Below are 26,577 nucleotides of genomic sequence, written 5' to 3' on the forward strand. Positions count from 1 at the left end.
CTCTCATATGGTCTTAAGCCTTTTTTTTCTTTTTACGTTCTTTCATACCGACAACTTCAAAATCAACAACACGTTCTTCAATATTTGTCCCAATGACCCGTACTTTTATTTCCTCACCAATTCTAAATATATTACCTGTACGCTCACCAATCATCGCTTGAGCATTTTCATGGTAATGGTAATAGTCATCGGTTAAGTAGCTAACGTGAACTAAACCTTCAACTGTGTTCGGTAACTCGACGAACATACCAAAGTTCGTAACAGAATTTATAATACCTTCGAATTCTTCACCAATTTTATCTGACATGAATTCAGCTTTCTTAAGGTCATCTGTTTCACGTTCGGCATCAACAGAGCGACGTTCCATTTCTGACGTGTGTCGTGCTATATCTGGTAGCTTCTCTTCCCACTTTTTCGTCGTTTGAGCACTTATATCACCTTCAATTAAGTACGTACGAATTAATCGGTGAACGATTAAGTCTGGGTAACGTCTAATTGGTGATGTGAAGTGTGTGTAAAACTGTGTGGCTAGTCCAAAGTGACCAACACTTTCAGGTGAGTACTTCGCTTGTTGCATCGAGCGTAACATCAATTTTGATACAACTAAATCTTCCTTACTTCCAGAGATTTGATCTAAAACTTTTTGTAAAGCTTTAGGGTGAATGTCATCTGTTGTTCCCTTAATCGTATAACCTAAGTTGGCAACAAACTCAAAGAACTTCTGTAACTTGCCTGAGTCTGGATCTTCGTGAATACGGTGAATGAATGGCACGTCCATCCAATGGAAATGCTCAGCGACTGTTTCATTGGCAATTAACATGAATTCTTCAATTAAGCGCTCAGCTTCTCCGCGCTCACGAAGGATAACATCTGTAGGCTGTCCTTCTTCATCGACTTCGATTTCTGCTTCTTTAAAGTCAAAGTCAATTGCTCCTCGACCGAATCGTGTAAAACGTAACGTTTGGGCTAACGTAGCCATCAATTCAAACATTGGTACGAGTGATTTGTAGCGTTCACGGACTTCTTGATCACCTTGTAAAATAGAGTTAACGTCTGTATAAGTCATACGCTCTTCTGTTTTTATTACAGCTGAGAAAATCTCGTGGTTAACAACTTTTCCTGAGCCATCAATCTCCATCTCACAGCCTAGTGTTAAACGATCCACATGTGGATTTAATGAACAGATCCCGTTTGATAAGCGATGTGGAATCATCGGGATTACTCGGTCTGTTAAATACGTACTTGTACTACGTTCAAGCGCTTCTTTATCCATTGGTGATCCTTCTTTAACGTAGTTAGTGACATCAGCAATGTAAACACCTAATAAGTAGTTGCCATTATCTAATTGTTCAACTCGTACGGCGTCATCTAAATCTTTCGCATCAGCTCCGTCGATCGTTACGATTTGTTTATCACGCAAATCTCGACGGCCTTCTAAGTCAGCTTCATCGATTGTTTCTGGAATACTGTTCGCATGTTCAATCGTTTCTTGATCAAACTCTGCTTTAATACCATGTTTATGAATAATCGCTAAAATATCAATGCCTGGATCATTTTTGTGTCCAAGAATTTCGGCTACTTCACCTTCAGCACTTTTAACGCCTTTAGGATATTCAATAATTTTAACGATTACTTTATGCCCGTCTACTGCACCATTTTCATTACCTTCTTTAATGAAAATATCACCAGGAATACGTTTATCGTCTGCAATAACGAAACCGAAACGCCCATTGTCTTGATAAGTACCGACAATCGGTTGATCATTACGTTCAATGATTCGTACAACGATCCCCTCAGGACGGTTGCCTGCATAAGACTCATTTTCAACACGGACATGGACAATATCACCGTTCATAGCTGACATTAAATCAGACTGGTGAATGTAAACGTCTGAATGATTTTCGTCTTCTGGAATTAAAAAGGCAAACCCTTTCGCATGCATTTGAATGCGTCCACGAATTAAATTCATTTTCTCCGGTAAGCCGTACAAGTCATTACGGTTACGAATTAACGTACCGTTATCTTCTAACGTGTTTAAAGCTTTCATCAACTGAATGAGCTCATCACTGTCCGTTATTTCTAACATTGTTTGTACTTCTTCGGTGCTTAACGGTTTTGTTGCCTCTTCTGTGAAAAATTGTTCTAATCTTTGTTTCATTTGTTCAAAATCCATATTATCTCACCTCTTGTAAAACCATTTATTCAGACCAATCTAGCTTTTCTAAGTATTGATGAACATCAACATGCACTTGATCTTTGTAATCACTTAATGTAATGACGTGAGGTGCTCCCTCATACCATTTCAAATCTTTTTCATCACATTCAACATTGTCATAAATATAATTCGCACTATCTTTATTAATCATTTCATCTTCTTCTGCTTGTAATACATAAGTTGGCGCATAAATCGTATCTAAGTCTTCTCGAACGGAATTAATCAAGTTTGCTAATGAATCAAATGTGTCATCTGATTGTTCCATTAATTCATTAACTTCTTGTTCGATTGTGTCTTTGTCCTTTTGTTGTAATTGCTTATACTCTTTTGCCTTAAAACGGAAGCCTGCTGAAAGCTCTTCTTTATTATCAAAGAAAATCGGCGTACAAATAGGAATAACGCCTTTAATTGGCCTATTCATCGCTAATTTCAAAGATAGAACGCCGCCTAATGATAAGCCAGCAACTGCGATCTCATCGTAGCCTAACTCTTTTAGATGATCATAAGCTGCTTCAACATCTTCCCACCATTCTTTTGCTGTCGCTTTAGTCAGTTCTTCTGGTGGTTTACCATGTCCACGATAAATCGGTGCATGGCTTGTATATCCTTGTTTTTCTAAATAACGGCCTAGCATACGAACATCAGCTGAATGGCCAGTAAATCCGTGTAATAATAAAACTGCTCGGTTTCCTGCTTCGAATGTAAATGGTTTTGGTTCTTTGATTTTCATCTGTTTCGTTCTCCCTTTCTACTCTACTCTCTGTTACGTTTCCCCAATTTGATAGGGTTTAATCATTTTGTCATTAACACAACATTATGCATTTATTTTCCATCATTATAAAACATAAAAGAACAGTAAGTGTAACACTTACTGTTCTCTTAACGTTTATTGTTTTACGTTACGATGTAACCTAATAAAAATGTAACAACCATGAATGATACACCTAATACAACGGTTACACGGTGTAAAATAGCATCCATGCCACGTGCTTTCTGTTTTCCGAAAAGATGTTCAGCTCCACCTGAAATCGCTCCAGATAAACCAGCACTCTTACCTTGTTGAAGTAATACAACCGTAATTAACGCAATCGTATTAAGAAATAAAATAGTAGCTAGAACTCCATACATAGCTATGACCTCCTATTGCGTACGCACAATTCCATAACATTAATGTAGCACACTTTTCAGAACAATTTCAAGCTAATTTTAACTAAATAGCTAATCTATTAGCTTTGACTAACAGAAGGTCGATCGTCTTCTTCTGTATCTTCTTCTGTTTCATTCACCCATAACGCACAAGCTGCATCACCTGTAACGTTAACTGCAGTACGTGTCATATCAAGTAGACGGTCGACACCTAAAATTAAGCCAATTGCTTCTACTGGTAAACCGACTTGGTCTAATACCATGGCTAGCATAATCAGACCGACACCTGGAACACCTGCAGTACCAATTGAAGCTAACACCGCAATTAACACGACTGTAATCATTTCAGTAAATGTTAAGCTTTGGGCGTAAACTTGAGCGATAAACACCGTTGCGACACCTTGCATGATTGCAGTTCCGTCCATATTAATTGTCGCACCAATTGGTTGTACGAAACCACTAACCGATTCACGTACACCTAAACGTTTCTGAGCTGTGCTCATCGATACTGGTAGTGTTGCACCACTACTTGCCGTACCAAAGGCAACACTCATAACTGGTGCAAAGTTTTTAAAGAACCAGATTGGGTTTTTCTTGGCTAAGAATTTTACAACAGCTCCATATGTGATTACAGCATGTAATAATAAGACAAATAGCACAACGAAGAAGTATTCAGCCATTGCACCAATAGCATCGATTCCTGCTCCACCAACAGCTGATGCAATTAAACCAAATGCACCAAATGGCGCTGTATACATAATGATTGTGATCAAGAACATCACTAGCTCAAATGCTTGCTCAAATAGTTTGTGTATACGGTCTGTCTTCTTACTTAATAACGCTAAACCAAAACCGACGAATATAGAGAAAAAGATGATTTGTAACATTTCACCTTGAACCATTGCATCGATAGGGTTAGTCGGAATAATATTCACTAGTGTATCAACAACAGAAGGTGCTTCTTCCGCTTCAAAACCGCCTTCTGCTTCAACAATATCAATAATGCCTGGTTCACCAGGTTGTACGACTAAAGCGACTGACATCGCAAGTGTCAAAGCAATCGTTGTTGAAATTAAGAAGAAACCAACTGTCTTACCACCAATTCTTCCTAACTTTTTAGGATCACCTAGACCAGCTGTACCTAGGACAATTGATATAAATACAATAGGTACTACCATCATTTGAATGAGGCGTAAGAAAATATCTCCTAATGGTGCAAATAAATACGTGTCGACTGGCTCAAATAAGTCTGGTAAAAAGACATTCATACCAAGACCAACAGCCAAACCTAAAACTAACGCGATGATAATGTGTTTCGTTAAGTTACCTTTCATCTATATTCCCCCCTAAGAAAGTTACTATATTGCTATGTGATCGCTTTCTAATTTATAAAATAGTTTTTTCTGTGTTTATGATTATATAATGGAAATGCTTATTTGGGAATTAGTTTTAACAATTGGAAAAAATTAATCCCTAGAATTGAACATCCTAGGGATCAAACTCAATCAAATCATTAAGTTATTTTAAGTTGTAAAATGCTGTTTGTCCAGCATAAAACGCTGTTGTCATTAAGTCGTCTTCAATACGTAGTAATTGATTATATTTAGCGACACGATCTGTACGTGATGGAGCCCCTGTCTTAATTTGCCCTGCATTTGTCGCAACAGCAATATCAGCAATGGTTGCATCTTCAGTTTCACCCGAACGGTGAGAGATTACGGCTGTATAGCCTGCACGTTTTGCCATTTCAATTGCTTCAAACGTTTCAGTTAACGTACCGATTTGGTTCACTTTAATTAGAATCGAGTTACCGATTCCTTTTTCGATACCTTCTTCTAACTTCTTCGTGTTTGTTACGAATAAGTCATCTCCTACTAACTGAACACGATCACCGATACGTTCTGTTAGTAGTTTAAAGCCGTCCCAGTCATTTTCATCTAAGCCGTCTTCAATACTTACAATTGGGAATTTATTAACTAGCTCTTCATACCAGTTAACCATTTCTTCAGCCGTACGCGTAACACCTTCACCTTTTAGCTCGTACTTACCGTCTTTGTAAATTTCTGAAGCAGCAACGTCCATCGCTAGCTTAATGTCTTGATCAATTGTATATCCAGCTGCTTCTACAGCTTCAACAATTGTTTCTAACGCTTCCTCATTAGACTTTAAGTTCGGCGCAAAGCCACCTTCGTCACCAACTGCTGTGTTATAGCCTTTGTCTTTTAGTACTTTCTTAAGCGCGTGGAAAATTTCCGCACCTTGACGAAGTGCTTCTTTAAATGTCGGTGCAGTAACAGGCATAATCATGAACTCTTGGATATCCACATTGTTATCAGCATGCTCTCCACCGTTTAAAATGTTCATCATCGGTGTTGGTAGTGTATGAGCAGAGAAACCACCTAAATATTTGTATAATGGTGTGCCACTAAAGTCAGCTGCTGCATGAGCGACAGCCATTGATACACCTAAAATTGCGTTTGCACCTAGGCGGCCTTTGTTTTCTGTACCATCTAATTCAATTAACGCTTGGTCAATAATTAGTTGTTCTGTTGCATCAAAACCAACTAATTCTGGTGCGATAATTTCATTTACGTTTTCTACTGCTGTTTCGACACCCTTACCTAAGTAACGGCCTTTGTCACCGTCGCGTAATTCAACGGCTTCATATTCACCTGTTGAAGCACCGCTTGGAACCATAGCTTTACCGAATGCACCTGATTCTGTTGTTACTTCTACTTCTACTGTTGGATTACCTCTTGAGTCTAACACTTCACGTGCGTACACATCTAAAATGTAAGGCATTGTCTTCACTCCTTAGATTGATTTACTTATTGATTAATGACTGTCCTGTCATTGCTTCTGGTTGTTCAATATTTAATAACTGTAAAGCTGTCGGGGCAAGGTCGCCTAAGACCCCATCCTCACGTAGCTCTACTCCTTCTTTCGTTACAATGACTGGAACTGGATTAACCGTATGAGCAGTCATTGGGCTTCCATCTTCATTTAACACTTCATCTGAATTACCATGGTCTGCCGTAATAATGGCTGTACCACCGAGTTCAATGATTCGATCAACTACTTTACCTAAACATTTGTCTACTGCTTCAACCGCTTCAATTGTCGGTTGTAGTTTACCTGAGTGTCCAACCATATCAGGATTTGCAAAGTTTAAAATTGTTAAGTTTGGTGGATCCTGATTGAACCTCTCAAGCAATGCATCTGTCACTTCGTATGCACTCATTTCAGGTTTTAAGTCATAAGTAGCCACTTTCGGTGAATCGATTAAAATGCGATCTTCACCTTCAAAAGTTTGCTCTAAACCACCATTCATGAAATAAGTCACATGTGGGTACTTTTCCGTTTCGGCGATACGAAGTTGGGTTAATCGATTTTTAGAAATGACTTCACCAATCGTATCTTCAGGTGTATTCGGTGGATAAGCGACATCGACATCTAGCTCTTCACTATATTGCGTCATCGTCACCATATGAATACGTTCAATTGGATCATATTCACCTTCAAAGTCTTGCAAGCGATTATTAACAAACACATCCGTCAATTGTTGTGCACGGTCAGGACGGAAATTCGCAAATAAAATCGCATCTCCATCATTAACTGGCGCAACCGGTGTTTCACCATCTTCGCTTAATACGAAAGGTTCAACAAATTCATCAACGACATCTTCATTATAAGATGCTTCAACCGCTTTTACAGCATGTTTAACTCTAGGAGCGTCACCTGTTCGTATGGCACGAAACGCTTTTTCAACACGTTCCCAACGCTTATCACGATCCATTGCATAATAACGCCCTGAAACGGTTGCAAGTTTCCCAACACCGATCTCATTCATCTTTTCATCTAAACGCTTTAAGTACGTTACAGCCGTCTTCGGACCGACATCACGACCGTCTAAAAAGGCGTGAACATAAACATCTTGTACACCTTGTTCTTTAGCCGTCTCTAACATCGCATGGATGTGTTGTTCATGACTGTGAACACCACCGTCAGATAACAAGCCGAAAATGTGCCAAGCGCCATTTGTTTCTTTTACGTGATTAGCTGCGTTTTTTAAGCTTTCATTTTGATGAAACTCACGATTTTTAATCGCTAAATTAATGCGCGTTAAGTTTTGATAAACAACGCGACCTGCACCAATGTTTAAATGGCCGACTTCTGAGTTACCCATTTGCCCTTCAGGTAAGCCGACTGCTTCACCTGATGCTTTTAATGAAGTATTTGGGTACTGAGTCCAATAACGGTCAAAATTCTCTGTATGCGCTTGTTTAATCGCATTACCAAACGCTTCATCACGAATAGCATAACCGTCTAAGATGATCAAGGCTGTGATTGGTTGGTTAGGCATTCGCACCAGCCTCCACTAACTTTAAGAATGAATCTTCTTCTAAGCTAGCGCCACCGACTAATGCACCATCAATATCAGACATGCTAAGTAGTTCATCAATGTTCGCTGGCTTAACACTACCGCCATACTGAATACGTACAGCTTGGGCGACGTCTTCTGAATAAGTATCTTTCAACACTTGGCGAATGTGAGTACATACGTCATTCGCTTCTTCACTCGTAGCTGTTTTACCCGTACCAATTGCCCAAATAGGCTCATAAGCAATGACAACTTGCTTTAACTGCTCTTCAGTTAATCCATCTAACCCATTTTTAACTTGCTGTTCAACAAATGTGAATGTCTCATTGTTTTCACGTTGTTCTAACGACTCACCAACACAAACAATCGGGGTTAGTTCATGGTTGAATGCTGCTTTCGTTTTCTTATTAACCGATTCATCCGTCTCACCGAACATTTCACGACGTTCTGAATGACCGATGATGACATACTCCACTAGAATATCTTTTAACATTTCAGGACTTACTTCACCTGTAAAAGCACCGCTATCTTCAAAGTGCATGTTTTGAGCGCCAACTGAAACAGGGAAGTCACGCGCTGCTTCTGTTAGTAATGGTAGATGAATATAAGGTGAACAGACGACTGTGTCAACCTTCTCTGCTTCTGGTAATTTCTCACGCAAATCCATTAAAAATCTAGCGCCTTCTCCAGCTAACTTATGCATCTTCCAGTTTCCTGCAATAATTGGTTTACGCATTTATTTCACCTCTTCGTCTAATTCATTAAGTGCTGCAACACCTGGTAAGACTTTACCTTCCATAAACTCTAATGATGCACCACCACCTGTTGAGATGTGGTCCATCTGTTCAGCATAATCAAACTTCTCAACCGCAGAAGCAGAATCGCCCCCACCAATAACAGTGAATCCTTCTGTTTCAGCTAAAGCTTTAGCAACACTTTTCGTCCCATTGGCGAAAATTTCATATTCGAATACACCCATTGGCCCATTCCAAATAACGAGCTTAGAATCTTTAATAATTTGGCTAAAGTTTTCAACTGTGTTAGTACCAATGTCTAAACCTTCCCAATCACTTGGAATTTCTTCAATCGGTACGACTTTCGTATTAGCATCACGAGCGAAGTCATCCGCTACTGTTACATCAACTGGTAAATGAATGGATACACCTTTTTCAGCTGCTTTGTCGATAAAACCTTTCGCTAAGTCGATTTTGTCTTCTTCAAGTAAAGACTTACCGACTTCATGACCTAACGCTTTAATAAACGTATAAGATAATCCGCCACCGATTAATAAATGGTCGACACGATCAAGTAAATGGTCAATGACACCAATCTTATCTTTAACCTTCGCTCCACCGATAATCGCTGTAAAAGGACGGTCTGGATTATCTAACGCTTTACCTAATACTTCGATTTCTTTTTCTAATAAATAGCCTGAAACAGCTACAGGAACATGGTGAGCAATACCTTCTGTTGAAGCATGAGCACGGTGCGCTGCTCCAAAAGCATCATTAACAAATACATCTACTAAAGAAGCAAATTGTTTCGCTAACGTTTCATCGTTTTTCTTCTCACCTGGTTCGAAACGCACGTTTTCTAGTAATAAAACGTCACCATTTTCTAGTTCACTAACAGCGTTTTCGACATCTTCACTATATACATCATCTGTTTTGAAAACAGGTTGTTCTAAGTAATTGCTTAAATGTTGTGCAATTGGATCTAAGCGAAGCTCATCATCAGGCTGTCCATCCGGTCGACCTAAATGGCTTGCTAATATCACTTTTGCACCATTTTGAATTAAGTACATAATCGTTGGTAGTGCTGCTTGAATGCGTGTATCATCTGAGATTTCACCTTTTGACATCGGTACGTTAAAATCTACACGACAAAATACACGTTTACCTTGTAATTCAACATCTCGTAAATTCATTTTTCGTTTCACTCGAATACCTCCAACGCTAAATTTAAGGAGGGACATAATCAGTCCCTCCTCCTATTTTAGAACAAGTCCTTCAATAATGAAACTAAAGATTCGTCATGAACCTTCAATTTTTTATAGGCCTTGCTCTGCCATATAAACAGCTAAATCAACACAACGGTTGGAGTAGCCAGACTCATTGTCGTACCAAGATACTACTTTAACCATGTTATTTTCCATAACTAATGTTGAATCACCATCAATTACAGAAGAATGTGGGTCGCCGTTGTAGTCAGTTGATACTAATTGTAAATCACTATATCCAAGAATTCCTTTTAGTTCACCTTCAGCTGACGATCTTAGTGCTTCGTTTAATTCTTCAACCGTTACATCTTTGTCTAGTTCCGCTGTTAAGTCAACTAGAGATACGTTTGGTGTTGGTACACGCATTGCCATACCTGTTAACTTACCATCAACTTCTGGAAGTACTTTACCGACTACTTCTGCAGCACCTGTTGATGTTGGAATAATGTTCTCACCTGCAGCACGCGCACGACGGTAGTCTTTGTGTGGTAAGTCTAAAATTTGTTGATCGTTTGTGTAAGCGTGTACTGTCGTCATAATACCGCGGTTAAGTCCAAACTTGTCGCTTAACACTTTCGCAACTGGCGCTAAGCAGTTTGTTGTACAAGAAGCGTTTGAAACGATTGTGTGCTCGTCCTTGTTGTAATCTTCATGGTTTACACCCATTACAACTGTTAAGTCTTCTTGCTTAGCTGGAGCCGAGATGATCACTTTTTTCGCGCCTGCATCAACGTGCTTTTGCGCATCTTCACGCTTCGTAAATAGTCCTGTTGATTCAATAACAATCTCAACGCCTTGGTCTCCCCAACCTAAGTTAGCAGGGTCACGCTCAGACATAACGTTGATCTCTTTGCCACCTACTACAATGTTGTCACCTTTAACTTCTACTTCTTCAGGTAGTTGACCATGTACTGAGTCATACTTAAGTAAATGTGCTAGCATGTTTGCATCTGTTAAGTCGTTAATCGCAACCACTTCAACATTGTCGTTATTAAGAGCCGCACGGAATACGCGTCGACCTATTCTTCCAAAACCGTTAATTCCTAATTTTACTGTCATAAAAAATGCCTCCTATAATTAACTTATAATTTATATATTATTGAAGTAAATGACGAGCAATTGCTTCATCAATCACTAATACATCACTTTCTCCCCACTTCAAATAAGCTGAAATGGCATCGCGCTTTGAGTAACCGCCTGCAACGGTTATAAACTGACTCTTTCCTTTTAACTGATCCAGAGATAACCCAATCGAATTGACTCTGTGTACAGTTTTCCCGTTTTTGTCGAAGTAATAACCAAAAGATTCCCCAACAGCATTATTTTCGACAATTTTTTCGAACGTCGATTCAGACGTTTTGCGCCTTTTCGCCATCGTTAAGGCATCACCAATGCCGTGAATGACAAAGTCAGCTTGATTCATTAAATCCAACACTTCTAAAATCGATGGTTCTTCTTGCATTTTTGCGTGTAATTCTTCGCCGATCGAATCTGGGACATATAATAGGCGATACTGGCCATTCGCATTGTCCGCCATTTTGACGCAAATCGAATTGGCTTGATATTCATGCAAATCACCAAGCCCACCTCTTGCTGGGACAAATAGTGGACGCGTCTGATCAACAGGTTGCATATGATCAGCAACAGCTGCCATCGTTGAACCACCCGTTACTGTAACGACAGATTCCTCTTTGAATGAATCAATTAATAGAGTAGCCGCTTCTTTACCTAATAGTTGCTTAACTTCTTTTGATTGATCGGCATCTCCAGGTACAACTTTAACTTGATTAACAGGCAGTTTTTGAACGAGTTGTCTTTCCATATAATTTAAGTCTGAACCTTCTTTTAACATTTGGTGATAGCTATCGATAATCCCTTTGCCTTCAGATGTGACGTACATCCCTCTTGAAGTGACTTTCACTAAATCATGTTCATCTAAAAATTCTATTTCACTACGAATTTGACGTTCCGTTTTATCGAGTCGTTCTGCTAAAGCTCGACGTCCAAGAGGCTCAGTATCTGTAATCGCCTTTAAAACGTTATAACGAGCATCCATTTTACGTAATAAGTCCGGAACTAACTTTTGTTGAAATTCAAATATTCGATGCAAAGACACATCACCTTCCCACAAGACAGTCACACTTATTTAAGACAAAGCGTGTTCAAACAGACGACAACTATTCACGGACATTTAACGACCATTGGTTAGTCACAAAACGTCCCACCTAAGTCAAAAAAATATTCTACATAAAGATTAGCAAAAACAAGAACATTTAGCAAACATTTAAGTTAAATGTTCTTGTAAAAATTGCTCTAACGTCGCAAACGAAATCTCTTCAGCCGAGATCTCCATGTCACCTGCTTTTACAACTGGAATGTGTAAAAAGTACTTCTCTAACAGATCATCATTTTTATAAATGTTTTGCTCAACAATCGTGAACTGATAATTCATTTGTAAAATTTGCAGTAGTTGTTTGACGTCCTCGCAAAGTTTGCAGTTGTTTTTCGTGTAGAAGTAGATGATGGTTTTTTTCTTGCTCATGTAGACCAACCTTTCACTGTTCAGATGAGGTTTAGTTTTATTAGACGTTCCAACTAAGGAATTTTAAGTTGTTGAATAATAAAAAGATGACCTTACAAACTCTGTATCTGTCATTAAGTACTCGTGAGTTTTCATAAGTTCAGTTTGAATATTGGCGGGCACTTTCTCTCCTGGATACGCACATACTGAAACTAATTCCATTTCACCAACGCTATGATTAGCTTGATTCTCAAAATCTATAATCTCCTGAAAAATATAATCTTCATCTTTCCAAACAACATTAGCCCATGTACGTACAGTAAGCCCCTTATCAAATAAAGGTGTTAAAATTTCACCGAATTTTTTTACAATATTATGAATGTGAAATCCTTCATTATAAAAATAGAACTCCTTGTTGTCGTGAAAATGCAATTTAGTTAACTCTTCTTCAGTAAAAGTCTCTTCTGCATGTACTTTAAATGTTTCATAAATAGCTGGGTTTTCTATTATTAATACATGCTGATCGTGCTCAACACCAGCTTTTGCGTATGCCAATAAGTTATTAACATAATCCTCCTCACACTCATAAAAAAAAATGTGTGCTCCCTTTGGTACTTCCACGTGTTTCGTCAACTGAATTGAATTGTTCATAAATGTCCCCTTGATTTTCCGATTTACTTAACACTATTAATTATATATTCTCTTGTATGAAAAGGGAAGGTAAAACTGTTTTATTATTAGGGTCGTAAAGAGGTGATTCAACTAATTCCAAATCAGTCATAATATAATGAAAATGTCTCATCATATTAATATGCTCACTTGCTGAAATAACTGATGAGTCAAGCGCACTAACATATAATATTTGCTTCCCTAATAAACCTTCTCCGATATTTACTAAATCTTTTTCTTCATTTGCAAAGGTCTCTGTAACATCTTTAGGAGACCAAATTCGAATTAAATCTTGCTCGCTATACTGACTTAATAACTCTTTAAAATGATCGACAGCTTCTTGTAGGCTAAGCCGTACCATATAAGACTTGTCTACAAAATGAACATAACGTTTTATATCTTCTTCTGGTAAAATAGCTAAAAGCTTATCTTGGATAATTTCTATTTCTTCATAATAATCAACTACATAACAATAGCTCCCTTTTTCAATCCCTTTAATTATAAAGGTCAAAAGGTTATAATAGTAGATCTCTTTTTCTTGATACAAGTAAATGGCTTTACCGTTCTTTAAGTTTTTAAAACGATTCGATATCGTATACGGCTGTTGTTCATGATCAAGTTGTTGAACTTGAAAGAATTTCATTGGATCAAAATCTAATGCTTTTGCTATATTATAAGCGACCTCAGGACTTGGGTTGCGCTTTCCTGTTTCGATTTGTGAGTAATATCCTCGGTCGATGAATGCTAATTTTGCTACTTTTTCCTGGGTTATTTTTCGACTCTTACGTTTATGGATTAACCACTCTCTTTTCATTAATTTTCCACCTCAATAATTTTACAAACAACTAAAGGTCATCGACCCCAATCACCTAACTTATAAGCGATTTAAACATATTTAAAACAAAATATATATGGTAAATGTTGTTTATTTTTTCATGTTATTTAATAACTAAATATGAACTTCGATTGTACAGGAAGATTCAGGCGATGTGGCTAGTTGCCACGCTATAAGTCTTTTAACCTAATACTATTGATTTACACTACATAAATGTTGCTATAATAACAATAATTAGAATTGCAAAACTTCAAAATACTAAATAAACAAATTAGAAATGAGTGAGACACAATGAACAATCATCTATCTAAAACGATCAAAAATGAAATGTTCAGCCACCATTATCAATTGTTATATAACTTAAATGACTTTAAACCATTTGGAGTCGAGATACTTTTTCGCTCTAGTCTTTTTTCAAATCCACAACGTGCTTTCCAAAAAGCAAAAGAGCTTAATAAACTTTATGAGTTAGAGACAACTTCTATTTCAAAAGCAATAACGGACATTCATTTAAACTCAATCCAGGGACAAATTCCCGATCATCTATTTATCAATGTCTATCCATCTACTCTTATACATGATGACTTTGTAAAAACGATGAAAAATCTTATTGAACAGACATCAATTTCTGCATCAAACATCGTTTTTGAAATTAATGAAGAAGAGCTTATAACAGACCATTACTCCTTACACAATGCCGCTTCTAATTTAAAGGAAGAAGGATTCCACATCGCTGTCGACGACTTCGGTAAAGGGTATGGCTCTATTCAGACAGTCATTGAAATTGAACCCTCATATATAAAGATGGACAAATTCTTTGCTGATGAAATTGAATACTCGACACACAAACAAGAAATGCTCAAATCGATGGTTACTTATTGTGAAAAAATTAAATCAAACATTGTTTTAGAAGGTATTGAAACACCAGAACAATTTTTTAAAGCAAGAGAATTAGGAATTAAGTTAGGACAAGGTTTTTTATTAGCTAGGCCCTGTCCATTAGAAGACCTTTAAGGTGACATTCTAGGTTAACCTAGAATGTCATATCCTTACTTCATAAGTTGGTTAAAAAGCTTAGAGATAGGATTTTTACCTATATCTTGTATCTCTGGTAATTCCTCGTGATATACTTGGTACAACTCTTTTTTGTCATGTTTAGCATAATACATTGCATGGTCCGCTTTATTTAGTAGGTCTTCAACATGATCGCCATGGTCGGGGTAGGTACTCACTCCGATACTTGGAGAAACTTGTACTTCCTCCTGCCCAATTGTTATAGGCTTTGAGATATGATTATGGAGTCGTTGCACTACACTTTCTATTTCCATGTCACCTGTTTCTTCTAAGAAAATGACAAATTCATCCCCACCTAACCTAGCAACAACATCTTCTTCGCGAACACAATTCAAAAATCGTTCTGCTACAATTTCTAGTATTCGGTCACCAGCATCATGTCCATGTTGATCATTTATTTCTTTAAAACCATTAAGATCAATAAACATAACTATTATATTGTGCTCGAACCTTCTAGCACGTGATAAAGAACTTTTCAAAGAAGTTTCTAGCATTTTTCTATTCGGTAAATTAGTTAGATCATCGTAATAAGCCATTAACTTCAATTTATCCTCTAATGCTTTACGTTCAGAAATTTCTCGTGAAATGATTAAGACTTGGTCATCCTGGTTTTCATTAAAAACTTTAATCATTTCTACTTCTAACCACGTTTCATTCTCATGATCATTAAGACGACAATCAATTCTTTTTCCTGAATTCAAGTCTGAAGTTAATAACACTTCTTCCAGCACTTTTTTAAAATCAGCTTGATCATTTGGGTGGATCGAATCTAGAATGAAATTATTTTGACTTTCATCAATTTGATAGCCTAGTAACCTTTCATGAGACGGTGATGCATATTCTATAACGCCTTTGGAACTAATTACGGCGATGAAATCATGCATATTATCAGTAATCAATTCATATTTAGCTTGTACTTCTTGAAGTTCTCGTTCATAAATCTTCTTCTCAGTAACATCTCGGTCAATCGTTAATATACATTTTTCACCTTTATAAACAATTGGGACACCTGTTACTTCTACTTCAATTTCTTCACCTTGTAAATTCACTAATGTTTGTTCAAAAAATTTGGGTGGTTCATTATTATTACTGACCAGTTTATTATGTGTCGCTAAACTTTTTTCATCACCTTGGTTAATGAATTCATAAACTGATTTTCCTATAATGTCGTTCTCGTTCTTGCCACCTAACATTTTAATACTTCGTTCATTAGCGCCTACAATTTTTTGATCTTTTTGAATCACCACTCCATCCGGAATATAATTAATAAGATTAACGGATTCTTCTTCTCTTTTTTGCAATGTAAAAAAGAGGTATAAAATGATCGGACCAATTATAAGTAATGAAAAGAACAAATCAAACATCAACTTTGTCATTCGATCTAAAGACAATATAAAGCTGCTAATAAATGTTGGCAGTAACCCACCGATGACTGTGATAACCAGTATTATAATTAACTTCTTGCTCACAACAATCTCATCCCCTTTTTCCTTCTACTAAGCTATACCCGTGTTTAATTTGTATAAAACACATTAAACAAACTTTATATTATTCTGAATATTATCTATCAAAAAAACTACCCTAAATTATAATTAGGGTAGAAAGGGTGTTCTCTATTAAATTATAAATATACTAACAACCATACTAGACAAGGCAATTATCATTATTAAACTGAATAAATAGTGATTCTTATAAAGAAGCTCATTTTTCTCTTGAGCGGAAATAGAAACAAAATTCGTATACCCTCGATCATGTTTAGGTTCCATAACCTCACCTTCTTACTTTTTATGATTAGACAAACACTTCTTCGCCTATGATTTCTGATAGCTGTAATAGCTCAAACACTTCATATACCTCATCACGAACATTGGATATCGTAACTGTATTACCAGTATTCTTTATTTCATCTACCATATTAATTAACAGACCCATTCCCGAAGAATCAACAAATGGGACTTCCTTAAAGTCAATGTTCACTTTTGAATAACTCGTGATTTTAGGTAACAACTGCTCATCTACCACTTCAGTACCTTCTATATCTAAATCACCTTTTAACCAAACTTGCAAAGCGTCATCCTCTTCAATAAATGTAAACTCAAGCATAAGACTGCTCCTTTCCGTACGGTTCAATTACAATCTCGTCATTATGATTTAACTTAACTATTACATTGTCCATTGTATCGTTCACTTTATAAGAAACAGACCCCACTTTTAAAATAGTACCCTCTAGGGCTTTGTTAATGAATATCGTTTGATCAGCTGGTACAGAAATAAGTGTTTTAGTACCACTTCTCGATCCGACTTCATTGATTGTAACCCCTAACCTTCCATAAATTTCTCCACCTCTTAATATACCTTTTATGTGTAAATGACCACCTGCATGCACTTTACTGTTAATGCACCCTTTACCAATTACACTGATATTTCCGCTACAATAAAGGCTACTATTGTGTGCTTCTGAAATGGTAATTTGCGCATTCGGTTCAACGGGTATATCACTTATATCAGCTAGCTCTTTCATAGACATCATAATACGGTTTAAATGTTCCATTTTTATAATTTTATTAGATAGTGATAAAAATGTTTGATTAAGATCAATAGCTAATCGACGCCATTCTTCATCAAGGTTCGACTCACCTTTACTTACAATATCTTTATACTGTTTTGCTTGAGTGTAAAAACCTTTGAATCTTTTTTCTAACAATATTTTTATTAATGGCTGCAACCCATTTATTGAAAAGTCACTTGATTTAAAAGCTGACGTTTTAGTTAATTGTTCTATAACTATTAACATCTTTCCTAGTTGCTGATGTAAGTTTCTTAATATGTGACCCAATTCAATAATTAACATATTGTGCTTCCCAGCTTCTAAAGTAGAACTTGTTATATTTCCTTTAACTAAAATTGAACTTAAAGTTGTTAATGACGCATAGCTTACGGATTGATGAATGAACAGATCACCTTCTGCATCAACTGTCATATTCTCTTCAACTTCACCTATAACTTCAACATCACCATTAAATTTAATATTGCCAGAAGATAAGTTTACATTTTCGTGATGAGTTAACTTAGGTATAATTGATGCCTTCATAAGTAATCCTCTTGTCTCTATTGATGGTCTTCCTGACTCAGTTGCTACAAGTTGGTTCTCAACTTCAATCACACCGTTTCCTGTCTTCACAACAACAGGGTGAGACTGTTTAGCGGGTAATGGTTGATTCATAACATTAAGACCGGGGATACCTAGTTTCGGTAAGTGGATTTTGGCTAGTATCTCACCTTTTTCAACTGATGGTATGGACTTTGACTCTCTAAAATCAATAGTGCCATCCTCATTCTCGACTAATGTTTTCTTTGAGCTAGTCTCAACTTTATACTCCACCCAACCATCTTCACCTAGTTGTGGTTCTCGGCCAGTTGCAATGACAAAAGTACTTTCTTCTAAAGTTTCGGTCGCTAGACTAATTTCATCTTGGTCAACCCCGTATATAACGCCAAATTCCTTTAGTTTTAACATAATGTCTTCAAGTTTAAGTGTGTTCGTTTTTTCAATAGTTTCTTCTGCCATTAACTCAACATGTTCATTTGGTTCTTGATCTACAATATGTTTATAAATTGTTTGTCCCGGTTGTACATTTAAAGTAACCTTTAAACCTTGTTCTTCAACTTTGATGTTCCAATCTGTTTCCTTTATTATTGGCTCTTCAACTTTTATTTTAACTTCATCTTCTTCAGTCAAAATCGTATTTTGATTAGTTATCTCTTCACCGTTTTTAATAAGAAAGACATCAGTACTAATTGAAACAGACGGATATCGTTCAGATGAGTTTTTTACACCAATCTTACCGTCTTCAATCCATGCTTTACCTTTTAGAGCATCTTCTTTTATAACATTTTCTTGTGGTTGAGCTATTCCGTCTTTTTCATAAGTTGTTATTTCTTCGGATAGGGTTTCAACCCAATCTTCTAAGTTAAAATGCGACATCTCTTGATTTTGAGTAACCGAATTTTGATTATTTAACGTCAATTTGACGATTGCTGGCTTCTTGCCAACGCCGAAAAACCCCGATGTGTCCGTTTGTATGATTTCAATGTTGACTTGTTCTTTAGAGGTATTAAGTAAATTTAGCCCATTTTGCACTGCTTCATCTAAACTCTTCCCCTTAGAAACAATTTCTTGCATTGACCTCACCTCTTCTTAAGGTTATATTACCGGAGAATTATAACTCGTAATATCCGTCTGATCATGATTAACCTTTAATAGCACCATAGTAATGTCATCTCTTTGTGCGCAATCACCTGTAAATTCACTAATTGAACGAGTTATACACTCTTCTATGTCTTTAACGTCTATTCCTTGATTGCAGTTGCTCAATAAACAATCATTTAAACGATCTAATCGATACAATTCACCAGCTTTATTTTGTGCTTCGGTAATTCCATCTGTGTAAAAACAGACTAAGTCCTCTTCTTTTAAATATAAGGATTCTTCTTTATACACCGTGTTAGGTAACCCACCTAACATGACACCCTTAGCTTTAGGAGGGTCTCCCAATAGATTTTCAGGATGTACAATGATTGGTAATGTGTGACCAGCATTCGCGTATGTTAATTCTTTCGTAGCTGGATCCCAATCTGCACATAAGACCGTTACAAATGAACTTAATTTTCGAAGGTCTTCATACATTGCACTATTCATAGCTGTTAATGTTTCGCCTGGCCCTTTAGTACTTTCAGCAGCACTTCGAAATGCACCACGTGTTAAAATCATAAGCATTGCCGCAGGGATTCCTTTACCCATTACATCGCCGATAATTATTCTTAACTTACCATTAGGAAGAACGTAAAAGTCATAATAATCTCCCCCTATTAACCTAGCAGGAATTGACAGACCCGTAACTGAACTATTCTCGACCGTAGGCTCATGACCATTTAATAGTTGTGTTTGAATATTTCGTGCTAGCTTTATTTCACGTTCTAACGTTTTCGTTTCACGATCATTTGCTGAACCGTCATTTTCTAATGAAAAATGTCTTCTGTACAAAACTACTCACCAACCTCTTGAAGTGACTCAATTATTTTATAAACACCCACTGTTTCAAATAAATCATTTATTTCTTCGTTTATACCTTCCAGAAATACATTAAACTGTTTATCACTTGCTTCATGAACTAAATTAACAATTGAACCAAGCCCTGTAGAATCTATGAAACTAAGATTCTCGAAATTCACAACAACTTGTCTAATATTGCAGTCTATTGAACGAATTTCCTTGTCAAAAGGGTCCATCGTTGAATAATCTAAAACTCCATTAACATATAAAGTACAGATTTCACCTTGCAATTGTTTCTCAACCCTTATAAGGTCATTCATTGTGCCTCACCTACTCTTAATTCATCTTGATTCTCTTGGGCTTGACCTCTAATAGCTTCAATAATGACTGTTGAACCAGTGGAAGACGTTTCTAAAAATATGCGATCTGCCAGTTTCATCATTAGAGTAAACCCTTGACCTAAAGATCTTTTAGTTGAATAACCAGACATTAAAACCATTTTTGGTAGTTGCTTTAATGGAAAACCTGGTCCTTCATCTTCTACTACAAACCTCAGTTGAACACCGTCTTTGTAAATTAGTAGCCGTCCATGTAATGCATGCTTCAAAACGTTCGTAACTGCTTCAGAAATTAATAAACTATGTGTCATCATTTCAGATACTTTGTACCCTTCGTTCTCAAACACTTGTTTTGCTAAACTTCTAGCCTTTGGAAGGTCTTCTTTACTTGTAATACTGACTTCACATAGTAGTTTACCTTTCTTTAGATGGCCAACTTGGCTCTTATTAATTAACACGAGCGAACCATTGGTAGCCGAATAAATTACATCTTTATACACTTCCCAGTTATCTTCTGATTTTGGTTCTGGACTGATTGAACTACTACCTTCCACTTCTTTCAATAGTTGGATAAACAGTTCTTTATGCTCCTGAGGAATGCTTTGTAATTCACTTATTCTTTCTTCAATATCCTCACCTTGCTTAATCCACTTGACACCTGTTTCAGCTAATTTTATTAAATATTTAACGGTCTGATCTTCAACTTCACGTTCATCATCTATATTGAATGCATGATTAAATAACTTTTCCTTATCATGATCATTAATAGAAAATAGCTCTGACAGATGATAAACAATCCATGCAATAATAGCTCTTTCCTTCATGATCGAATAAGAATCAATTGGTACGGAGCTTAATGACGCTGATATCGTGTTTTTATTTATTTTAATCGTATCTTTTTTAAACCTTGTAATAAGACTCTTCATAGCCCTCAGCCTTTCTGTTCAAGTTTTCTTTAGTTAAAAAAATACCCACCAAAAAGTCTGGTGGGTCACTGTAGCAAAGAAACTTAGATAGCCACAGTTTTACCATTCTTTTCGGTAACCCGGCGATCATAGTCAATCATGACTTTAGACCCGTGGCTTTGCGTCCTTACTTTTCAGTAAGTTTGCCATTATCGAAGTTTGGGGTTTTTATAATACTTTTTACTCATAAACTTCTTATAACTTTATAGTACTTTATATTCACGTATTTTCAATAACCTAAACCTGAAAAACGCATAATGTGGCAAATAGCCACTTTTTTTGACACTTCACATAATGCGTTTTATATAGTTTTCAATAACCATCTTCTTAACGATCACAAGTGTGGCTTTGGAAGGACTAGTGTGAAGAATGAATTAAATAGAAAAACATCTATGAGCAAAGAGAGTTAGTTGGTGAACTTTCTATCATATACGAAGTAAAAGTAGCATCAATGGAATTTATGAGGGGTTTAGTGACCAGTGAGGTTGGTATATTATGGAAGTGGAGAAGGGCATTTTAAAAGGTAGTGAGACTAAAGATGTTAATCAAAAAAAGCACAATCGTCATAACCATATTAATAATAGTTGTTATAACACTAACCATTCTATTTTACTTAGAAACTAATAAAACAAAAAATTCAGGTCAACTGCTAGAAGACTTGTTAGTTAATGGAGAACAAGTTGATCACAATGAAGAAGTCAACTTTGGGGAAATTTCTGAATTGAGTAGTTATATTAGAGAACATAGCTTTCACTTTACTAATGTATTAGAGATCTATGACGAGAATAATGAAAATATTATTTATCAAGTAGAGTATCGTTATGATGGAAATGATGAGATTGTTATTACTGATATTGAGAGAGTGGAATGATATTACAAAACACACTGGCCAGCTCACTAACCAGTGTGTTTTCTTATCTCTTAATTGATTTAGTTACGCCCTCGAAGGGAATCGAACCCCTATCGCAAGAACCGGAATCTTGTGTGTTATCCGTTACACCACGAGGGCCTATGATCAAGTGCTGACGCATTAGTCATTATACTGTTTAACTTTGTAAATTTCAACATTTTATCAATGGAATGACATGTTTAAATCACCATGTGAATGGGAAGAGTGGAAATGGTAAAAGGTTTATGTTTTTCGTTTGACCTTTATTGACCAAAGATGTATCATTAAATTAGAAAAAATATTAAAAGTAATAAGGAGTGACGTGAAATGAACTTAATTCCTACAGTTATTGAACAAACTAATCGCGGTGAACGTGCTTATGATATTTACTCTCGTCTATTAAAAGACCGTATTATCATGCTAGGTGGTCCGGTTGATGATAACATCGCAAACTCAATTGTTGCGCAAATGTTATTCTTAGCTGCTGAAGACCCTGATAAAGATATCTCATTATACATCAACTCTCCAGGTGGTTCAATTACAGCTGGTATGGCGATCTATGATACGATGCAATTCATTAAGCCAAACGTTTCAACAATTTGTGTTGGTATGGCTGCTTCAATGGGAGCATTCCTACTTGCAGCTGGTGAGCCTGGTAAGCGTTACGCTTTACCAAACAGTGAAGTGATGATCCACCAACCATTAGGCGGCACTCAAGGTCAAGCTTCTGACATTCAAATTCATGCCAAGCGTATCGTTGAAATGCGCGAGAAGCTAAACAAAGTTTTATCAGAGCGTACTGGTCAGCCTTATGAGGTTGTAGAGCGCGACACTGATCGTGACAACTTCATGTCTGCTGAAGAAGCTAAAAATTACGGCTTAGTCGATGACATTATGCAAAAATAAATATTAACCATCCTACTCCCTCATGTTCACGCATGGGGGAGTTTTTATGTGAGTTTAATCTTTCAATATTACATGATACTATGGGTAGATGAACTAAAGGAGTGAACTAGATTGAACAACATTGAGACAAACCTACCTGAAACGATCCAAAAAATGATCTCACAATATCAAAATAAAACAGAAACATCATTTGACCATTTAAAGCCTGATGGTGGTTATATTCCATATGACGTAGATCTTTTAACAGATGCGATTGTCGCTTTAGCACAAGGGAAGAACATTTTACTAAAAGGTCCAACAGGTTCTGGTAAAACGAAGCTTGCTGAAACGTTATCTAATTTGTTTAACCAACCGATGTTTAGTGTAAATTGTTCAGTCGATTTAGATGCTGAAAGTTTTCTCGGGTTTAAAACGTTAGATTATGATGAAAACGGTAAACAGCAAATCAATTTTGTCCCAGGTCCACTCGTTCAGTCGATGGAACATGGCCATTTTCTTTATATTGATGAAGTGAATATGGCTAAGCCAGAAACGTTACCTTTAATTAACGGCGCGCTAGACTATCGTCGAACGGTTACGAATCCGCTTACGAACGAGCTCATCCAGGCAAAAGAAGGATTCACTGTCATTGCCGCGATTAACGAAGGTTATATCGGCACGACTCGGCTGAACGAAGCGTTGAAAAACCGTTTCATCGTCTTTGATGTTTCTTACATTGAAGGTCAGCAGCTTCGACACTTAATTGAAAACAATACAAATTTAGAAGATGAACAGCTGATTAAGCAGTTTATTCAACTATCAGCAGATTTGATCGAAGCAGCTGAACAAGGGAAAATATCTGAAGACGCGGCTAGTATTCGTGCTTTGCTTGATGCTTGTGACTTAGCATCAATTATTCCAGCTAAAAGGGCGATTACCCGCTCCATTGCCGATAAGTTAGAAGATGAACGTGAAAAAGAAGTCGTCCATAATTTAGCTAGTACGTTGTTTGAATGAGGTGTCTTAAGTGAAATTTAACGACAAAGTCATAGATACACAACTTTTAGCTGAACTAAAAGATTTTGTGACGATTTTATCCAAACAAGAAGACTTAGAGTTCGATTATCATTTCGGTGCCACAATTCATGTTGATGACAGACAAATTACCGCTAGTCACTTTTGGGATCATCGTGATGAACAAGTGCGCTCGATTGGCTATAAGACGGATATTTTATTAAGGTCAATTGGCACGATGCACTACACCTCTGTGTCTGAGTTGCAAAGGTTGAAGCATGAAGCTCAGCAAGGTCCTCTTCCCTACTTTTGTGAACAGTTGTTTACAATTTTAGAAGATGTTCGCTTAGAAGAAATCATTCGCACTGAACGACGCGGGACGATCAACTGGTTTAGACAAAGGTTAAACACTTACCGTCACTATTTTGAAACTCAGCTTAATACGAATATTACCCGTAGTTATACGCTTGATGAGTTATTTTGTATGATTTTTCTTACGGTTACGTCTGAATCACCTTTTATAACGTTTGACCAGGCAAATGATCAACAACGTGAAACGTTAAAACGGCTACAACCTTTACTTCAATCGATTTATGAAGCGCGCTCGACTAAAAATGTCGTGAACATTACCCTTCATGTTAAAGAAGCTTTAGAAGAAGACTACTCTGATATGATTAACCGTTATTTCGTTTATCCGATTCAACATCAAGCAGCGATGACGGAAGAAAAAGTTGTCGATGAGCTGAAGCGTGTTGATCCTTTAAATAATGCTGATGAAGAAGATATTAGTGATGACGACGAAGTCATTAGTGAAACCTTTTCGACGTGGCATCGTGAAAATGAAAATAGTGACCGGAACCAAAGTTTTATGCAGTTCGAACTTGAGCAAGGAACGAAAACGAATTTAATTGGTGATGGCGCGCGTCAAACTGAGGAAGGCGACCAAGCGATGGCGAGCGTTCAAGGAATGTCAGCTCAAACGGACCAAAGCGATACGAGCATTTAGAAAGTCTTGATGAACAGAAAAATAAAGAAGCTAGTGAAAGCGAGCAATACGGGAAAGAAAACCGAAATACAATTAAGCTGAATCGCTATCCGTCAAAACCGACTAAAGAGGATCAAGCTCACTATAATGAACTGACGAAGATGATTGATCCTATTAGAAGAAAACTTTCGCAAACGATTGACCGTGCTTTAGAGCATAAACAAAATGCAACGAGGCAAAATCTAATTACCGGTCGATTGTCTAAAAAGCAGTTACTTCCCCTTGTGATCGATAATGAACCGAGAGTTTTTTATAAAAATGATTTAGAGAGTCACGAGTTTGACGCGGTCTTCACATTATTAATTGACTGCTCAGCGTCCATGTTTAACAAAATGGATGAAACGAAAAAAGCAGCCATCCTCTTTCATGAAGTGTTAAAAGAGTTGAAAATCAAACATAATGTGATCGGCTTTTGGGAAGATGGATTTGATGCGAAGGACGATGAACAACCTAACTACTTTCATCGCGTTATTACGTTTGATGAATCACTTCAAGCACATGCAGGCCCGGAAATTTTACAGTTAGAACCTGAAGAAGATAACCGCGATGGCTATACGATTCGTGTCGCGACAGAAGAATTACTAGCTAGACAGGAGAAAGACCGATTTTTACTCGTTTTCTCTGATGGTGAACCTTCTGCATTTAATTATAGTGAAAATGGGATCATTGATACTCATGAGGCTGTGTTAGAAGCTCGAAAACAAAATGTCGATGTCGTCGGAATATTTTTAGGTGAAGGGGAAATTAAAGAACATGAAGCAATGTTAATGCGTAACATTTATGGTCGTGAGCATATGCTCATACCCGATTTAGAAGAACTACCTGATTCCTTTTCTTATATTTTAAAACGGTTGTTGTTAACGACGATTTAAGTTGGTATATTTTTTGGCGTTCGAGGATGGTTTTGGGCGTTGGTGAGAATTATTTGGCGTACGTGTAAGCTTTTTTGGCGCTCACGGAAATTTATCAGCGCTCAGCCTATCTTTATCGGCGCTCACAAATTTTTATCAGCGCTCAGTCTACCTTTATCGGCGCTCGAGAAAAATTATCAGCGCTCAGCCTACCTTTATCGGCGCTCGCAAATTTTTATCAGCGCTCAGTCTATCTTTATCGGCGCTCGCAAATTTTTATCAGCGCTCAGCCTATCTTTATCGGCGCTCACAAATTTTTATCAGCGCTCAGCCTACCTTTATCGGCGCTCGAGAAAAATTATCAGCGCTCTCAACTATATTCAATAAAACAAAAAACGAGCGTAGATTGTACGCTCGTTTTCATTTTACTCTTCTGTTTCCATTAATGAAGCTAATGTGTTAATTGCTTGCTCTTCATCGGCACCTTCTGCTTGTAGCGTTACATCTTCATTCGTTCCGATCGCTAAGCTCATGACACCCATAATACTTTTCGCATTGACGCGTTTGTTTCCTTTTTCTAGAAATACCTCTGATGAGAAGCGGTTTGCTTCTTGAACAAATTTTGCAGCTGGTCTAGCTTGTAAGCCAGTTTCTAAATTGACAGTCACTTTTTTCTCAACCATGCTGACTCTCCTCT

General features: G+C 37.0%; 26 protein-coding genes, 1 tRNA gene and 1 riboswitch. Of the genes, 6 read left to right on the forward strand and 21 right to left on the reverse strand.

Translation table 11 applies throughout. The annotated features are described in order from the left end of the window. Positions 1–13 precede the first annotated feature (13 nt). The 13 genes from rnr to J2R98_RS11595 form a co-directional block, all read right to left on the reverse strand. Complete coding sequence (gene rnr, locus J2R98_RS11535) at positions 14–2,173, reverse strand: ribonuclease R (RefSeq protein ID WP_307069141.1); 2,160 nt, start codon at positions 2,171–2,173, stop codon at positions 14–16. A 25-nt stretch (positions 2,174–2,198) separates the two neighbouring features. Continuing rightward, on the reverse strand, positions 2,199–2,945 hold the full coding sequence (locus J2R98_RS11540; protein ID WP_307069143.1) for an alpha/beta hydrolase: 747 nt from the start codon (positions 2,943–2,945) through the stop codon (positions 2,199–2,201). 164 nt (positions 2,946–3,109) lie between these two features. After that, a complete protein-coding gene (secG, locus tag J2R98_RS11545) occupies positions 3,110–3,343 on the reverse strand; it encodes a preprotein translocase subunit SecG (RefSeq protein WP_146817749.1) in 234 nt (77 codons plus the stop codon). Positions 3,344–3,441: 98 nt separating this feature from the next. After that, complete coding sequence (locus tag J2R98_RS11550) at positions 3,442–4,695, reverse strand: dicarboxylate/amino acid:cation symporter (protein WP_307069145.1); 1,254 nt, start codon at positions 4,693–4,695, stop codon at positions 3,442–3,444. A gap of 184 nt (positions 4,696–4,879) precedes the next feature. Continuing rightward, positions 4,880–6,163: a phosphopyruvate hydratase gene (gene eno, locus J2R98_RS11555; protein ID WP_307069147.1), complete on the reverse strand. Its 1,284-nt coding sequence runs from the start codon at positions 6,161–6,163 to the stop codon at positions 4,880–4,882. 22 nt (positions 6,164–6,185) lie between these two features. After that, entirely contained in the window at positions 6,186–7,724 is a 1,539-nt protein-coding gene (gpmI, locus tag J2R98_RS11560; RefSeq protein WP_307069149.1) for a 2,3-bisphosphoglycerate-independent phosphoglycerate mutase, read from the reverse strand. Next, positions 7,717–8,478 carry a triose-phosphate isomerase gene (gene tpiA / locus J2R98_RS11565; RefSeq protein ID WP_307069151.1) on the reverse strand — a complete coding sequence of 254 codons (762 nt, stop codon included), beginning with the start codon at positions 8,476–8,478 and terminating at the stop codon, positions 7,717–7,719. Before tpiA ends, gpmI begins: the two co-directional genes overlap by 8 nt. Continuing rightward, positions 8,479–9,717 carry a phosphoglycerate kinase gene (locus J2R98_RS11570; protein ID WP_370871996.1) on the reverse strand — a complete coding sequence of 413 codons (1,239 nt, stop codon included), beginning with the start codon at positions 9,715–9,717 and terminating at the stop codon, positions 8,479–8,481. A gap of 75 nt (positions 9,718–9,792) precedes the next feature. Further along, on the reverse strand, positions 9,793–10,800 hold the full coding sequence (gene gap / locus J2R98_RS11575; protein WP_307069153.1) for a type I glyceraldehyde-3-phosphate dehydrogenase: 1,008 nt from the start codon (positions 10,798–10,800) through the stop codon (positions 9,793–9,795). 37 nt (positions 10,801–10,837) lie between these two features. Continuing rightward, positions 10,838–11,851 (reverse strand): sugar-binding transcriptional regulator, encoded by a 1,014-nt coding sequence (locus tag J2R98_RS11580; protein ID WP_307069154.1) that lies wholly within the window; start codon positions 11,849–11,851, stop codon positions 10,838–10,840. Between the two features lie 174 nt (positions 11,852–12,025). After that, positions 12,026–12,283 (reverse strand): glutaredoxin family protein, encoded by a 258-nt coding sequence (locus J2R98_RS11585; protein WP_307069156.1) that lies wholly within the window; start codon positions 12,281–12,283, stop codon positions 12,026–12,028. Between the two features lie 63 nt (positions 12,284–12,346). Beyond that, complete coding sequence (locus J2R98_RS11590) at positions 12,347–12,913, reverse strand: MEDS domain-containing protein (RefSeq protein WP_307069158.1); 567 nt, start codon at positions 12,911–12,913, stop codon at positions 12,347–12,349. Positions 12,914–12,953: 40 nt separating this feature from the next. Then, on the reverse strand, positions 12,954–13,745 hold the full coding sequence (locus J2R98_RS11595) for a helix-turn-helix domain-containing protein (protein WP_307069161.1): 792 nt from the start codon (positions 13,743–13,745) through the stop codon (positions 12,954–12,956). Positions 13,746–14,057: 312 nt separating this feature from the next. Here J2R98_RS11595 and J2R98_RS11600 point away from each other — a divergent pair, with 312 nt between their 5' ends. Further along, on the forward strand, positions 14,058–14,780 hold the full coding sequence (locus J2R98_RS11600) for an EAL domain-containing protein (RefSeq protein ID WP_307069163.1): 723 nt from the start codon (positions 14,058–14,060) through the stop codon (positions 14,778–14,780). 35 nt (positions 14,781–14,815) lie between these two features. On the opposite strand, the gene J2R98_RS11605 is transcribed toward J2R98_RS11600, so the two are convergent. The 6 genes from J2R98_RS11605 to J2R98_RS11630 form a co-directional block, all read right to left on the reverse strand. Continuing rightward, positions 14,816–16,309, reverse strand: a complete 1,494-nt coding sequence (locus J2R98_RS11605) for a sensor domain-containing diguanylate cyclase (protein WP_307069165.1) — start codon at positions 16,307–16,309, stop codon at positions 14,816–14,818. Between the two features lie 322 nt (positions 16,310–16,631). Beyond that, positions 16,632–16,943, reverse strand: a complete 312-nt coding sequence (locus J2R98_RS11610) for an STAS domain-containing protein (RefSeq protein ID WP_307069167.1) — start codon at positions 16,941–16,943, stop codon at positions 16,632–16,634. Further along, on the reverse strand, positions 16,936–19,023 hold the full coding sequence (locus J2R98_RS11615) for a FapA family protein (RefSeq protein ID WP_307069169.1): 2,088 nt from the start codon (positions 19,021–19,023) through the stop codon (positions 16,936–16,938). Before J2R98_RS11615 ends, J2R98_RS11610 begins: the two co-directional genes overlap by 8 nt. Positions 19,024–19,044: 21 nt before the next feature. After that, positions 19,045–19,884, reverse strand: a complete 840-nt coding sequence (locus J2R98_RS11620; RefSeq protein WP_307069171.1) for a PP2C family protein-serine/threonine phosphatase — start codon at positions 19,882–19,884, stop codon at positions 19,045–19,047. A 2-nt stretch (positions 19,885–19,886) separates the two neighbouring features. Then, positions 19,887–20,213: an STAS domain-containing protein gene (locus J2R98_RS11625; protein WP_307069173.1), complete on the reverse strand. Its 327-nt coding sequence runs from the start codon at positions 20,211–20,213 to the stop codon at positions 19,887–19,889. Continuing rightward, positions 20,210–21,157, reverse strand: coding sequence for an ATP-binding protein (locus tag J2R98_RS11630; RefSeq protein WP_307069174.1), 948 nt, complete (start codon positions 21,155–21,157; stop codon positions 20,210–20,212). Before J2R98_RS11630 ends, J2R98_RS11625 begins: the two co-directional genes overlap by 4 nt. 110 nt (positions 21,158–21,267) lie before the next feature. Beyond that, positions 21,268–21,354: riboswitch (cyclic di-GMP riboswitch) on the reverse strand. A gap of 380 nt (positions 21,355–21,734) precedes the next feature. Between J2R98_RS11630 and J2R98_RS11635 the strand changes: the two genes are divergently transcribed. Further along, complete coding sequence (locus J2R98_RS11635) at positions 21,735–22,067, forward strand: hypothetical protein (protein WP_307069176.1); 333 nt, start codon at positions 21,735–21,737, stop codon at positions 22,065–22,067. A 66-nt stretch (positions 22,068–22,133) separates the two neighbouring features. On the opposite strand, the gene J2R98_RS11640 is transcribed toward J2R98_RS11635, so the two are convergent. Next, positions 22,134–22,205, reverse strand: a tRNA-Arg gene (locus tag J2R98_RS11640). Between the two features lie 207 nt (positions 22,206–22,412). On the opposite strand from J2R98_RS11640, the gene clpP reads away from it, so the two are divergent. The 4 genes from clpP to J2R98_RS11660 all read left to right on the forward strand — a co-directional run bounded on the left by clpP (position 22,413) and on the right by J2R98_RS11660 (position 25,901). Then, positions 22,413–22,991, forward strand: a complete 579-nt coding sequence (gene clpP, locus J2R98_RS11645) for an ATP-dependent Clp endopeptidase proteolytic subunit ClpP (protein WP_146817837.1) — start codon at positions 22,413–22,415, stop codon at positions 22,989–22,991. A 153-nt stretch (positions 22,992–23,144) separates the two neighbouring features. Continuing rightward, on the forward strand, positions 23,145–23,987 hold the full coding sequence (locus J2R98_RS11650; RefSeq protein ID WP_307069224.1) for an ATP-binding protein: 843 nt from the start codon (positions 23,145–23,147) through the stop codon (positions 23,985–23,987). A 10-nt stretch (positions 23,988–23,997) separates the two neighbouring features. Then, the gene (locus J2R98_RS11655) at positions 23,998–24,990 is read left to right on the forward strand and encodes a hypothetical protein (protein WP_307069177.1); all 993 of its coding nucleotides are present in this window, start codon (positions 23,998–24,000) and stop codon (positions 24,988–24,990) included. A 140-nt stretch (positions 24,991–25,130) separates the two neighbouring features. Further along, the gene (locus J2R98_RS11660) at positions 25,131–25,901 is read left to right on the forward strand and encodes a vWA domain-containing protein (protein ID WP_307069178.1); all 771 of its coding nucleotides are present in this window, start codon (positions 25,131–25,133) and stop codon (positions 25,899–25,901) included. 404 nt (positions 25,902–26,305) lie between these two features. Here J2R98_RS11660 and J2R98_RS11665 read toward each other — a convergent pair whose 3' ends face one another. Next, positions 26,306–26,563 (reverse strand): HPr family phosphocarrier protein, encoded by a 258-nt coding sequence (locus tag J2R98_RS11665; protein ID WP_307069180.1) that lies wholly within the window; start codon positions 26,561–26,563, stop codon positions 26,306–26,308. Positions 26,564–26,577 lie beyond the last annotated feature (14 nt).

The organism is Alkalibacillus filiformis (genome assembly GCF_030814115.1).
In the GTDB taxonomy this organism is placed as follows: Bacteria; Bacillota; Bacilli; order Bacillales; family Alkalibacillaceae; genus Alkalibacillus; species Alkalibacillus filiformis.